Genomic DNA, 13,047 nt, shown 5'->3' on the forward strand with positions numbered 1-13,047 from the left:
GCGCCACCCTAAGCCGGGTCGATCGGGCGCAATTCGTCCGCGTACCCGACCGAAAGGCGGCGCATGGTCCCGTCGTCGGTGATGGAGTACTGCCCCATGCGCCACAGCGGCGGCGAGTACGCGTGGATGGAGACCGAGCCGGGCGCCTCGCCGGTCAGCCGGTGGATGTGGTCGGGCCCGAACGAGAAGGCCTCGCCCGCCGCGACCGGCGTCTCCAGGTGGACGCCGCCGATGCGCGGATTGCACTCCTTCAGCTCGCCGGCCACCACCCTGACCGCGCCGGAGGAGACGTCGTGGTCGTGCCACCCGGTGTCGTCCCCGGGCCGCCAGCACAACAGCCACACGTCCACGTACGAGTCGCGGTGCAGCGAGACGTAGTGGCGTCCCCCGTCCTCCGCGCCCTCGAAGTTGAGGTGGTGACGCCACAGTTCGGGCCGCGCGGCCAGGTCCTCGACCAGGGCGAGCAGCTCGCGGCGGTCGAGCGCGCGGGCGGGCAGGTCGCCGACGGGGGCCAGGTCGGTCAAGGAGGCACAGAGCGCGCCTTCCTGGATCGTGGGCGTGCTCATTGGTGCGACTCCTTCCGGGACAGCAGGCGGCCGGGATTGGCCACGCGGACGGCATGATCGACGGCTCGTTGCGCGGGGTCGCCGGGGTCCGGCCACGCCGACTCGGCGTACGGCTGGTCGCTCCCGGCGACGAGGACGTCGATCCCGAGTTCGCGGATCACCGCGTCGGCGGCCCGGGGGCCGTAGGACGACGTCTCCAGGAACAGATCGGGGTCCACCAGGCCGCGCCCGGCGGCGCCCCGGCTCAACTGGCGCTCCCTGTGCAGCGGGGCCAGCCCGGCCAGCAGCGCGAAGCACACCTTCAGGCGGGGATGCCGGGGCCGGCCGAACGCCTCGAACGCGTACCAGGCGGCGTGCATCTGCTGCACGTACGGCACGACGGCGGCCCACCACGCCGGGCCCGCCGCGGCGGCGGGGCCCGGATGGACGAACAGCGGCAGGCCGCGGTCCTCCAGCACGTCGAGCAGCGGGGCGGCCAGGGCCAGCCCCCGGGCGTCCCCGAGCGCGGTCGCCGGAAGCTGCAGCCCGGCCAGGCCCTGGTCGAGGGCGCGGCCGAGGGTGCGGGAGAGCCGTACGGGATCGGGGTCGGTCACCGGGGCGGCGGCCCAGGCGCCGAACGGCGCGGGCAGCGCGCGGGCGTCGGCGTGGTAGGCGTCGATGAGCGGCCACGCCTCCTCCGGCGGCAGGTGCTCGATCCCGAGCGGGCTCGACAGGGAGACGAGGGCGAGGTCGAGGTGGGCGTTGCGCTTGCGCCGGATCTCCACGTCGTGGTCGGCCGGATCCGCCTCGTACGGCGGCTCGCCGTCGAGGACGAGCGTCCATCCGTCCAGGTAGGGCGGGCGGGTGCGGCGGCGCAGCGCGTCGACGAGGGACGGCGTCCACAGGTGCTGGTGCACGTCCACGCTCATCTGCCCGCCTCTCGACTAAGCCCGCATTCCCTACCCAGATTACATGCTTTTCGGGCGGGAGTGACCCCGGGGCGGATGGCACACCCGCCCCGGGCCGGTCAGTCGTCGCCGAGGATCATGTTGAGGATCCAACTGATCACGCCGACGACGATGGCGCCCCAGAAGGCGGCCACGAACCCGTCGACGTGGAAGGGGAGGTCGAGCTGCTCGGCGAGCCAGCTCGTGAGCAGCAGCAGGGCCGCGTTCACCACCAGGGCGAACAGGCCGAGCGTGATCACGTAGAACGCGCAGCCGATCGTCTTGATGATCGGCTTGATGACGGCGTTCACGAGGCCGAAGATCAGCGCGACCGCGAGGAGGGTGCCGATCTGCTTGGCGGTGGAGCCGGCGCTGACGGTGATGCCGTCCACCAGCTTGGTGGACGCCCACAGGGCCGCGGCCACCACGATGATCTTGAGTATGACCTTCACCTCAAGAATCCTTCCATGGCACGGCAAAGAGTGCGCGGTTCGCGCGTGGCCGGAATAGGCGGCCTGCGCCGGGGCCGGGGAGGAGCGGCAAAAAGCCCATCCGATTTCGGCGGTCTTTCTCCCGCCTCGGGGGTATAAGCGGCAAACCTGGGGGAAACCGACGAGTTGGGGGTGAGATCGGATGGACGTGGAAGAGCTCGAGTCGCTCCCCGCGAAGGAGCTGCACGACCGCGCCGTGCGCTACGCCGTACGGCACGGCGACCTGGGATTCCTGTGGGACCTGCTGAAGGTCATCCCGGCGGCCGAGGCCGCCAGCGGCAACAGTGACGAGACCGCGAACGACCTCAGCAGGGTCTCGGCGCTGCTCAGCGACGCGATCGGGGCGGGCGAGGGCGAGCTCGGCGACGCGCTACGGCCGGTCTACGTCGACTATCTGTCCAAACACCCCGACGCCTGAGCGCGGGGGGCGAACGCTCAGCAACCTCTCATCTCCGCACGTCACAATGGCGGCGTGGTCAAGACACAGGTGCTTGTCGTCGACGACGAACCCGAGGTCCGCGACGCGATCGCCCGGGCGCTCCGTGTGGAGGGGTACGGCGTGGCGACCGCCGGGGACGGCATGCACGCGCTCGACGTCATCGACGGCGCGGCGCCCGACCTCGTGGTGCTCGACGTGCTCATGCCGGGCATGAACGGCATCGAGGTCTGCCGGACGCTGCGCGGAGACGGCAACCGGCTGCCGGTGCTCATGCTGACCGCTCTGGACGGCATCGGCGACAAGGTGGCCGGCCTCGACGCGGGCGCCGACGACTACCTGGTGAAGCCGTTCGCGCTGGAGGAGCTGTTCGCCCGGGTGCGCGCCCTGCTGCGCCGCGCCGCGCCTCCCCCGGAGGCCGGCTTCGCCGACCTGGTCCTGCTGCCCGACAGCAGGCAGGCCCGGCGCGGCCGGCGGCTCATCGACCTGACCAGGACCGAGTACGCCCTGCTGGATCTGCTGATCCGCAACGGTGGCCAGGTGCTGACCCGGCAGCTCATCCTCGAACGCATCTGGGGCTACGGCTTCCGGCCCGGGTCCAACCCGCTGGAGGTCTACATCGGTTACCTGCGCAAGAAGACCGAGGCGGGGGGCGAGCCGCGGCTGATCCACACCGTCCACGGGCTCGGGTACGCGCTCAGGGAGCCCACCGCTCCTTCCGCCATCGGGGAGGAGCGGTGAAGCTCCGCTGGCGGCTCGCGATGGCCTCCGCGCTGGCCGGCGCGGTGAGCGTGATCGTCGTGATCGTGGCCGCCTACGTCATCACCTGCCGCCGGGTCGAATGGGCGATGGACCGTTACGGGACGTACGAGACCTACGGAGGCTACGGCGACCCGCCCCCCAACGGCGTGCTGGCCGCTCTCGCCGACGTGGACGACCTGGGCTGGCCCTTCCTCGCCGTGGCGCTCGGCGGCCTGGTGCTGTCGGGGGCGCTCGGCTGGCTGGCCGCCCGGGCCGCGCTGCGGCCGGTCAACGCGCTCAAGGACGCGGCGGGACGGGTGGCGACCACCCGGGACCTGACCACCCGCATCGACGTGACGGGCGACGACGAGCTGAGCAGCCTGGCCCGCAGCTTCAACGCCATGCTCGACGCGCTGGAACGCTCCGCCAAGTCGCAGAAGCGCCTCGTCGCCGACGCCTCCCACGAGCTGCGCACGCCGCTCACCGCCCTGCGGACCAACATCGAGCTGCTGATGAGAGGCGACCTGCCGCAGGAGGTCCACAAGGAGGTGAGCCGGGCCGTGGTGAGCGGGCTGGAGGAGCTCACGGCGCTCGTCTCCGACGTGGTCGAGCTGGCCCGCGACGAGGAGCCCGCCGTGCTCGTGGAGAGCGTGCGCCTCGACGAGCTGGTGGAGCGGGAGGTCACCAGGGCGGCCAGGCACTGGCCGTCGACGGCGTACTCGGTGTCGGCCGAGCCGACGGTGGTGCGGGGTGTGCCCGACCGGCTCGCCCGGGCCGTCGCCAACCTGCTCGACAACGCGGCCAAGTACAGCCCGGCCGGCGGCCTGGTCGAGGTGTCGCTGCGGGGCGGCGTGCTGACGGTGCGCGACCACGGCCCCGGCATCTCCCCGGATGACCTGCCGCACGTCTTCGACCGCTTCTACCGGGCGCCCTCGGCGCGGGCGCTGCCCGGATCGGGGCTGGGCCTGGCCATCGTGGGCCAGGTCGTGGACAGCCACGGCGGCAGCGTGTCGGCCGCTCCCGCCCCCGGCGGAGGGACACTCGTCCGGCTGGCGCTGCCAGTAGGGTGAGGTCATGGGCTCTGTACGCGTCGAGCGGACCGAGGACGGGTTCGTCGCCCGCAACGAGCGCGGCGCCGAGATCACGATGGGCTCCGGTGACGGCCTGTTCAGCCCGGTGGAGCTGCTGCTGGCCGCCGTCGGCGGCTGCAACGTCATGACGGTCGAGCCGCTCACCGCCAAGCGCGGCCACCGGCTCGTACGGCTGGCCGTCGAGGTCTCCGCCGAGAAGGAGAGCCCGACGCTGCTGCGCTCGGTCACGGTGACCTACGACGTGGAGTTGCCCCCGGGGGACTCCGGCGAGGTCTTCGAGGCCGTCGCCGAGCGGGTCCACGAGCGCCACTGCACGGTGAGCCGGTCGCTCCAGAAGGGCACCGAGGTCAGGCTGGACCTCGGGAGGTAGCACGGGCGGGCGGAGCCCGTTCGGATGTAGGCCGGAAATCAACCTGCCTATGACGACTTCATGACAAGGCCGCTTGTAGTGTTGAAGCAAGTCCTCGGGAGAGGGCGACAGACTTTCTTGATAAAGGACGCGGATGGGGGAACCGCGTCCGGAAAGCGGGGGACCCGCCGGTGCCTTTGGGGAGGGCATTCCTGGCGGAACCGCTTTGATCCGGAGCCGGGCAGTTGGGGGACTGCCCGGCTCCGGCATTTTCAGGGTCCTGTACCCGTTCTCCTCCCGTCCGTCCCCTCCCCGTCCGTCCCCTCCCCGCCCGTCCCCTCCCCACCCGTCCCCTCCCCGCCCCTCCCGCCCGTCCCCTCCCTGTTCGTCCCCTCCCTGTCCGGCCCCTCCCTATCCGAACCGGGGAGCGGGCCTCGCCCGCGCCGCTCCGGCAAATGACCTTTGCCTTCGTAAACCGGCGGTCTTCCTTCTGCTCGGCGGTTCCGCTTTTGCGGCGGGTTGCTTTATCGCGCCGTCCCCGGTGATTTCCTTTGTGGTCTCTTGCCGTATGGCCTCCGCGCTTTGCCGTGCGCGGATGGGACCTCCGTCACGCACCGTCAACATCACAAAGGTGGGGACGGCGGGCAGTCGCCCCTCTTGGGGTAAACAGGACCAGAGGTAGATCTTCTGGGCGGTATGCGGCTTTTACTTTGCTCCATCCTGACTCGTCCTGTAGTGTCCTGTTTGCCGCCGACCGGTGGCTGGATTGGACTTGGAGAGGAGATCACCGTGGGTGACCCCACATCGACCTCTGAGCCAAGGCATCTCGGATCACACGTCTGACTCACGACGGCCTTCCGGCCGATCGCCATAGCTTCAGCGCACACGCCTCCGGGTGAACGACTTCTCCTGCCCGGACACGTGGCCCGTCTTCGCGGTCTGCCGCATGCAGGTCCCTAGATGACGCATGGCCATTCTCTGTCGTCTCACGAAAGATCCCCAGCCCTGATGAAGACTCTGTTTGACATGCGTGGCAACCGACGCCTCACCGCCGCGGCCACGCTCGTCGGTGCGGCGGCCGTCACCGCGTCCCTCGTGGCCGCCGTGCCCGCGCCCGTCGAGCAGCCGGTCAACGAGGCCGTCAACGTTTCCGCCGCCATCCCGGCGCGCCAGCCCTCCCTCGCCATCCCGGCACACGAGGAGGTCCTGCTCCAGGGCAGCACCACCGGCTCGTACTTCTGGGACGACGCCTCGGGCCGCCAGGGCGACACAGGTCTGCCGGCCATCGGCAAGCCCATGCGGCAGGGGATGTTCGCCAGCCCGAGCTGGCCGCTCGGCACCGAGGGCTACATCTTCTACAAGGGCAAGAAGGCCAAGTTCTTCATCGGCGACCGCGGCCCGGGCGTCCCGTCGAACAGCGGCGTCATGCTCGACATCGACGGCAAGACCTTCGCCGAGCTCACCGGCACCACCTGGAACGAGAACACGCTGACCGTCAGCGGCGACCTCGGCCACATCCCGATCCAGTACGTCGTCACGAAGTGGGGCGACGGGCCGGGCCTGCGCGGCGAGCCGGTGCCCTTCTCTAGCGGCGCCTGGCGGAGCTGAGCCACGACATTCCGATCACCGAGCGATGTGCGCGACCTTCGCGGGACTGCTAAGGTTACGGACATCGCGGGCGCCGCTAGCTCAGTTGGTTAGAGCAGCTGACTCTTAATCAGCGGGTCCGGGGTTCGAGTCCCTGGCGGCGCACCAAATGAAAGCCCAGGTCGGCACAGCCGACCTGGGCTTTCTTGTGCTGCTGGAGACGGGCCGCGCCGACGGGGCGGGGGAGCTGCGAATCTTCTGCACGGTCGGCGGCGTGGACCCGCTCCAACACGCTGGTGATCTACGCGGCACTGCAGGCCATCCCCGTGAGCTATGCGAGGCAGCGGCCATCTCCGTGAGCTATGCGAGGCGGCGGCGATCGACGGGGCGAGCCCGTGGCGGGTCGCCTGGGCGATCAAGGTGCCGATGGTGCGTCCGCCGCTCATCCTGACCGGCGTCTTCTCGATCATCGGGACGGTGCAGCTCTTCAACCCTTCGCTCCGCTCCTCGCTCCCTCCCGCTCCGCTCCCGCATTCCCGGTTCGTGGACGGCGCGAGGTTGTGACCCCACGTTTGTGCTGGTCAAGCTTGTTTTCGAGTATGTGTTCGGTTAGTCTTTGGAGTAGTTGTTACGGGTGAGCTTGGTTGGCGTTCTGGTTTGTGGCCCATGTGCCGGGTTGATGAAGTAGCCGAATCTGTGTGAGTAAATCCCGGTCCAGGCGGCCGGGAACCCATGGTGCTTTCGTCTCCGGCCGTGAAGGGGGTGCCCGCCAATGCCAGGCCCGCCCGTGTCTTCCGCGTCTGCCTTGTTTCCAGTGCCCTCCGTGCCACCCGCGCCTCGGAGATGGCCCAGGCAGCCCGTGTCGTCGGTGCCTCGCGTGCCCGCTGCGTCGTCCTCGTCGCCTGTGCCGCCTGTGCCGCCTATGCCGTCCGCCTCTGATCGTGCCCGCTCCTCCTCGTCGTCCGGCGTGGGAACGGCCGGAGTGCTTCCGCCGTCGCGAACCGCGGTTCCGATTCCGGACGGGCTCACGCTGATACCCCCGGGTGCGGAGCTGGCCGGACTGCTGGCCGAGGTGAACGTGGAGCGCGTGTCGGGGTTCGACACGGTGGAGGTGCTCAAGGCGGCCTACCGGCAGGTTTGTCATGACCGGGCGTGGTTCTTGCGGGCCTTGCTGGAGGTGGGGCTACGGGACATGTTCTCGGGTGACGAGGTGGCGCGGCTGGAGGTGCCGGATGAGTTCGGCCCGGATGAGGCGCGTGCGGCGCTGGTGTGGTCACGCCGCCGCGCCGACTCCACCTTCGAGCTGGCCTGGAATGTTCACCGCCGGTTGCCGATTTTGGGGGAGGCGATGCTGGCCGGGACCCTGGACGAACCCCGGGCGGTGGCGTTCGTCCGGTGGACCGTTGGGTTGACCGACGAGCAGGCCGCCCTGGTGTGCGAACAACTGGTGCCCCAGGCGTTGTCCTGGACGGTGGGCGAGTTGATCGAGCGAATTCAGCGCCTGGCGTTGGCGATCGATCCCGCCTGGGCCGAGCGCCGGTACGCGGAGGCGGTACGCCGCCGCCGGGTGGTGGGGACCCGCAACGAGGATGGCACCGCGACGGTGTCCGGGCTGGACCTGCCTCTGGATAGGGCGGCGGCCGGGTGCGACCGGATCGATGAGCTGGCCCGGGCGTGCAAGCGGGCCGGCGACCGCCGCCCGATCGATCACATCCGGGTGGACCTCTTCCTCGGAAGTCTGGACGGCACGTTCGAGGGGATGTCGGATGAGGAGATCATCACCCACGTCCTCTGCCATCCCTTCCACGACACCCCCGACACCCGGGAAGGCGATGCCGGCAACGCCCAGGACGGTGACAACAACGCCGGTGGCAGCGGCGACGATCCTGACCACCCCGGCCGTGGTGGCAGCGTGCGCCCTGACAGCGTCCCCAACCGCCCCGGTGGCTACGGCGGATGCGGTGGTGTGCACCCTGACAGCGACCCCAACGGCGTGTGTCCTGGCACCGCCCCCAACCGCCCCGGCGGCGGTGGCGGCGTGCGCCCTGCCGGCGACCTCGATGAACGTGGTGGCGGTCGCACTGACAGCGCCGACAGCCCTAACGGCACTAACGGCACTAACGGCACTGACGGTTTCACCGACGCCGACAGGGACGCGGCCGAAGACGACCGTGACGGCGAGACGTGTAGCCGCCCGGGGAATGGGTCCGGCGGACTGTCGCCCGCGTGCGGCTCACATCCAACGGACCTGCATCCGACAGGGCCGGAGGAAACAGCGTTCGGCGCGCCCGCACCTGATGATGAGACCGGCCGGGGCGGGGCCGGGTCCGATAAGGCTGGGGCCGACAAGGCGGTGCCTGGTAAGGCTGGGTCCGACAGGGCCGGGTCCGATAAGGCTGGGTCCGATAAGGCTGGGTCCGACAGGGCGGGGTTGCGGCATGCCCAAGCTGAAGCGCATGCACAGGCGGATGCCGGTGTTTGGGCGCGCGCCGGAGGGTGGCCGGTGCGGGAGATTCGGGTCGAGCTGACCACGCTGCTCGGCCTGGATGAGCATCCTGCCCATCTGCCTGCTTGGGGAGTGATTCACCCCTGCCTGGCCCGGCGCATCGTCGCAGGCATGCTCGGCGGGCAGTGGCGATACGCCATCTGTCACGACAACGGCCACCTGGCGCTGACCGGACTCACCCGGGCCCGCCCCCACACCCCCGACCGGAACCGCCCCGCCCGCGACCGGCGGCGCGGCGGCATCGTCGAACTACAGATCACCCTCAGTCTCCTACGGGTGCTGGCCGCCCAGCCGGCCAGCGTCTTCGGGGCGTGGGCACCGGTCGTCGCCGACCTGTCCACTCAGGCCGCACGCCTCCTGGCCAGTGGCGAGGGGGCCACTGCTCCTGAAGCCACCGCACCCGACGGCACCGCACCCGACGGCACCGCACTCGAGGGCGCCGCGCTCGACTGCACCGCCTCGGGCGGCTCCATCCAGGACCGCGATGAGACCGGCGCCCCGCACGAGGACGGCATGGCGGACGGCGCGGTGGGCGGGCGAGCAGAGGATCTGGAGGGCGGCGCGGCGGATTCGGAGCGGCGGCGGCAGGCCGGAGCGGCGTTACGACGATACGTGCAAATCCGGGGCCGGGTCTGCTCCTGGCCCGGCTGCCGCACGCCCGCCACCCGGACCGACCAGGACCACATCCTCCCGTGGGCGGAGCAGGGGCCCACGAAGGCGGAGAACCTGCACCTGGCCTGCCGCCACGACCACCGCGCCCGGCACCACGGCGGCTGGCGCGTCAGCACCGCCAGTCCTTACCTGGTCATCTGGACCAGCCCGCTGGGGCACCGTTACCCCAGCCATCTCCCAAAGATCATGCTCTCCGCCTGTGATCCCCTTCCCCGCAGCCGGCCCACCCCATCGCCCTATCGGTACCTCGGCGACCTCCTCGACACCCCCACCATGACCCCGGCCCCCGAACCACCACTCCCGCAGGAGGCCTCACGACTGGACACGGAGGTAGCAACCCCATCGGAACCGGAGGGCGAGACCGGGACACACGGATCGTTGCTCGGAGGCGAACTCGACGAACCGCCCTTCTGACACCTCCCACGCCCGACAAGGAAGGCCAGACAGCGAGTGGCGGGACACCGAGTGGCGGGACACTGAGCGGCGGGACATCGAGCGTCGGGACATCGAGCGAGAGCCCGAGCCAGTGGAGGGGCTGGCTGGGCTCGGAGTGTTCGGCCCGCTGCGACCATCACTGCGACCGTCGCTGATGAACGTCACTGGTGAACCTTAGGCATCCGACGGTGGAAGCCATCGGCGGACGACATGCTGGGGAATACCGGCATCGACGTGCCACAACTTCCGCCTGCCGTCCCAGGACGCGGACATGCCTTCGGCCCGCGCCAAGCGCTTCAGCTCATCCTTGTCGTCGAAGGGGACGTCGAGATAGAGACGGCCGCCGACGACGGCGCCTGGACGAGGCTCGCCGTCGCCTTCGAGCCGGGGCCCGGAGAACCCGCGCTGCGGCCAGGGGCGTGCGGGGCGTTCCATACGAGCTCGCTCGACGATGTGACGGACGCGTCGGCAGGCCCCCGGATCGGTGATCCGCATCATGAGATCGGTAGGGCCGGTGTTGGCCAGGAGATTGAGGGATCCGTGCCAGAGCACGGTGTCATCGAGAATGAGCACCTTCTCATGCATCCGCTCACGGGTCGCGACCTGGCATCCGGCGGTTCGGAGTTCCTCGATGAGGGCTTTCCGGCGAGCGTCCTCCGACTGATCTCTCGTGTGGACGGTGACCCGCACTCCTGCCTGAACACGCGGCGCGAGGTGACGGAGCCAGTTGTGCACGGGGTTCGGGTCGAGGAACGCGCAGTAAATCTCGATGCTCTGCCGGGCGCGGGCGATGTCCCAGGCGATGGCTCGTGGCACCTCGTCGGCCGGGAAGAACGCGGGCCTCGCGAGTTCCTCCTCGGGCAGGCCGGCGAGGTCGGCAGCGCAGCGGAAGGGGACGAGGTCGTCGACGGAGAGCTTGTGCGCATGCCGTTCCAGATGAGTGAGCATGCGCGCCGCCTCGCCGGCCGGGTTGAGCTTGGCGCGTAGGAACTGGATGTCCGCCACGACGACGAGGTGATCCTGCGCCCGGCTGAGAGCCACGTTGAGCAGGCGGCAGGTGGAGGAGGACAGCCCCAGGCCCTCGTAGAAGTAGCCGGGCTTGTCTCCGGATCCGGCGACGGTGTCGATGACCACGAGGGGACGCTGGCTGCCCTGGAAGCGGTGAACCGTGTCGACGAGTCCGTCGCAGTCCTGGCCGAACCGGTAGGCCAGGCTGTCCCGCAGCGCCTTGACCTGTGCCTTGAACGGTGCGATCACGGCCATGCGGTCAGTGGGGCGTTCGCCGGCGGCGAGGTCGGTCCATTTGCGTGCGGGGAGGACCTCGTCATACTGCAGGCCACGGATGAGCTCGTGGACGACGGCCTCGTGCACCGGGTTGGTGGTGTGCGCGCCGTACCTGGCCGTGGGGTTGGGCAGGCGGCGCGAGGTGGTGTCGATCAGCATAAGCGGCCCGCTGAGCAGCGGAGATGAGGGAAGCCGCCCGTAGTCCTCTCGACCGGTGCACAGCGGCGCGTCCGGGTAGGCGACCACGTTGACGACCTCGCAGATGGCCGGTCGCATCCGGTACTGCGTGTCCAGACAGACCAGGCGCGGATCGTCGCGGAGGGCCCTGCCGGTGGCGTCGACCAGCCCCGCCGTGGTGAACGGATCCCGGTCCATCCAGAGCCGGGCGTGCTCCCGGTCTTCCTGCGAGCTGCTCCGGTCACCGGAGGCTCTGGTCACCGCCGGCAACTGGCGGAAGTCGCCGGCGATGACGAGGCGGCGACCCGCGAGCCCCGCCACACACCAGGCGGAGGGGGTGTTCACCATGCCGGCCTCATCGATGATGACCACGTCGATCGAGTCGAGAAGCTTGCGTGCCTGCACCGCCTTCGCGACCGTGGTTCCCATCACCATGCAGTTCCCGCGCACCACCTCGGCGATCTTCCGCAGTTCCTGCTCCAGCCCCGGCAGGTGCTGCCTCAGCCGGTCGACGGCGTCCTGGAGCGGGCCACGAGCCGGGACGGCGCGAAGCCGGCTGCGCTGGGCCGTCAAGGCCCGTTCCGCTTCGGCGATCTCGGTCGCGTACCGGCTCTGGGCGGCATGTGCGAGGGGAAGCTCGTTGTCGGCGGCAACCAGTTCCTGTTGACGATCCCATCGCATCCGGCCAAGCTGCTCCAGCTTCGCCTGCTTCTTCTTGGCGAACAGCCCGGTCGGCAGTCCGATGCTCCGGATCTCGTGGTCGATCTCGCCGATCGCCCGGTGCGACAGCTGGATTCGCTGTTGCAGGAGGGCGATGCGCTGAGCGGCCCTGTCGTGGTCGGTACGCAGAATGGCCAGCCGCTCCTCGGCGGTCGCCACGTCCGCATGCAGTGCCAGGTCCTGGAGAGCCGCCTCCAACCGGCGACGGACGTCGCTGATCTGTTCCACGAGCGAGGCGGACAGTCTTTCGGCGATCCTGGCCGGGTCGATCTGCTCGCCGAATCTGGCTGCCAGCGAAGGCAGTTCGATCTCCCCGGCCCGCTGCACCAAGCCTCTGCCGAAGTGTGCCTCGCCCGACAGTAGATCGCAGATCCGCTCCAGCGCCTGATCCACGGCCACCTTGGTCGGGGCGACGAACAGCACGCGCAGCCCCTGTCGGCAAGTGCCTTCCGCTATGGCGGCCACGACGTCGGTCTTCCCGGTGCCCGGCGGTCCCCAGATGTAGGTCAGCTCGCTCCCCAGCGCCTGTTCGACGGCCTGGCGCTGCCCGTCGTTGAGCGTGCGCTCACGGTATCCCCGGATGAACCGTTCCGGCGTCGCGCAACGCTCGACGCGGGGCCGCCCCTGGTCCATAAGCCAGCCGGCGGAGGTCAGGTTGACCGAGTCCGCGGCTCTGCCCGCCGACTCCAGTCGCTCGACGACGGCTTCCCAACCTGCCGTTTCGTCCAAACGCACCTGTGCCTGGATGGGCCCTGCGCCGAGATCCGCCGAGGTGCGGACTTTGACCTTTCCATCGGGCATGCGCCGTACTTCGGCGCTCGCCCAGGCGTTACGGGATCGGGAAGGGCGGATCAGCAGCCTTTCTCCGGAGAAGATCTCCTTCCAGGCCTTGCAGGAGAACAGGTATTCGTACTTCTCCGCGCTGTGGCCGAGCCGGCGTCCCTCGGACAGGGGAAGCTTCTCCCCGTCTCCGTCGCTTCGCAGCTCCGCTGCGATCTCCAGCCGTACGGCACGCAGCAGCTGGTCGATCGGAAAGGGAGTGTGCCGCGGACCTGACATCTCGCTC

The 13,047-nt window shown here is 69.9% G+C and carries 11 protein-coding genes and 1 tRNA gene; 8 read left to right on the forward strand and 4 right to left on the reverse strand.

Annotation, left to right across the window (positions count from 1 at the left end; all coding sequences use genetic code 11):
- Positions 1-8: 8 nt before the first annotated feature.
- The 3 genes from QSK36_RS21490 to QSK36_RS21500 all read right to left on the reverse strand — a co-directional run bounded on the left by QSK36_RS21490 (position 9) and on the right by QSK36_RS21500 (position 1,944).
- Complete coding sequence (locus QSK36_RS21490; RefSeq protein ID WP_183540409.1) at positions 9-566, reverse strand: cysteine dioxygenase; 558 nt, start codon at positions 564-566, stop codon at positions 9-11.
- Positions 563-1,474, reverse strand: a complete 912-nt coding sequence (locus QSK36_RS21495) for an amidohydrolase family protein (protein WP_285783647.1) — start codon at positions 1,472-1,474, stop codon at positions 563-565. Before QSK36_RS21495 ends, QSK36_RS21490 begins: the two co-directional genes overlap by 4 nt.
- 98 nt (positions 1,475-1,572) lie before the next feature.
- A complete protein-coding gene (locus QSK36_RS21500) occupies positions 1,573-1,944 on the reverse strand; it encodes a phage holin family protein (protein WP_139580012.1) in 372 nt (123 codons plus the stop codon).
- A gap of 181 nt (positions 1,945-2,125) precedes the next feature.
- Here QSK36_RS21500 and QSK36_RS21505 point away from each other — a divergent pair, with 181 nt between their 5' ends.
- From QSK36_RS21505 to QSK36_RS21540, 8 genes are all read left to right on the forward strand, one after another.
- On the forward strand, positions 2,126-2,401 hold the full coding sequence (locus QSK36_RS21505; protein ID WP_076438988.1) for a hypothetical protein: 276 nt from the start codon (positions 2,126-2,128) through the stop codon (positions 2,399-2,401).
- Positions 2,402-2,455: 54 nt separating this feature from the next.
- Positions 2,456-3,160, forward strand: a complete 705-nt coding sequence (locus tag QSK36_RS21510; protein ID WP_285783648.1) for a response regulator transcription factor — start codon at positions 2,456-2,458, stop codon at positions 3,158-3,160.
- Complete coding sequence (locus tag QSK36_RS21515; RefSeq protein WP_285783649.1) at positions 3,157-4,230, forward strand: HAMP domain-containing sensor histidine kinase; 1,074 nt, start codon at positions 3,157-3,159, stop codon at positions 4,228-4,230. The genes QSK36_RS21510 and QSK36_RS21515 overlap by 4 nt, the downstream gene beginning before the upstream one ends.
- A 4-nt stretch (positions 4,231-4,234) precedes the next feature.
- Positions 4,235-4,621, forward strand: a complete 387-nt coding sequence (locus QSK36_RS21520; RefSeq protein ID WP_183540401.1) for an OsmC family protein — start codon at positions 4,235-4,237, stop codon at positions 4,619-4,621.
- Positions 4,622-5,626: 1,005 nt separating this feature from the next.
- On the forward strand, positions 5,627-6,208 hold the full coding sequence (locus tag QSK36_RS43530) for a hypothetical protein (protein WP_352240681.1): 582 nt from the start codon (positions 5,627-5,629) through the stop codon (positions 6,206-6,208).
- 70 nt (positions 6,209-6,278) lie between these two features.
- Positions 6,279-6,355: transfer RNA gene (locus QSK36_RS21530), tRNA-Lys, on the forward strand.
- Between the two features lie 165 nt (positions 6,356-6,520).
- Positions 6,521-6,751, forward strand: coding sequence for a hypothetical protein (locus tag QSK36_RS21535; protein WP_285783650.1), 231 nt, complete (start codon positions 6,521-6,523; stop codon positions 6,749-6,751).
- A gap of 514 nt (positions 6,752-7,265) precedes the next feature.
- Positions 7,266-9,779 carry an HNH endonuclease signature motif containing protein gene (locus tag QSK36_RS21540; protein ID WP_285783651.1) on the forward strand — a complete coding sequence of 838 codons (2,514 nt, stop codon included), beginning with the start codon at positions 7,266-7,268 and terminating at the stop codon, positions 9,777-9,779.
- A 195-nt stretch (positions 9,780-9,974) separates the two neighbouring features.
- Here QSK36_RS21540 and QSK36_RS21545 read toward each other — a convergent pair whose 3' ends face one another.
- On the reverse strand, positions 9,975-13,040 hold the full coding sequence (locus QSK36_RS21545; protein ID WP_285783652.1) for an AAA domain-containing protein: 3,066 nt from the start codon (positions 13,038-13,040) through the stop codon (positions 9,975-9,977).
- Positions 13,041-13,047: the final 7 nt, after the last annotated feature.

Source organism: Microbispora sp. NBRC 16548, assembly GCF_030268985.1.
GTDB classification, from domain to species: Bacteria; Actinomycetota; Actinomycetes; order Streptosporangiales; family Streptosporangiaceae; genus Microbispora; species Microbispora catharanthi.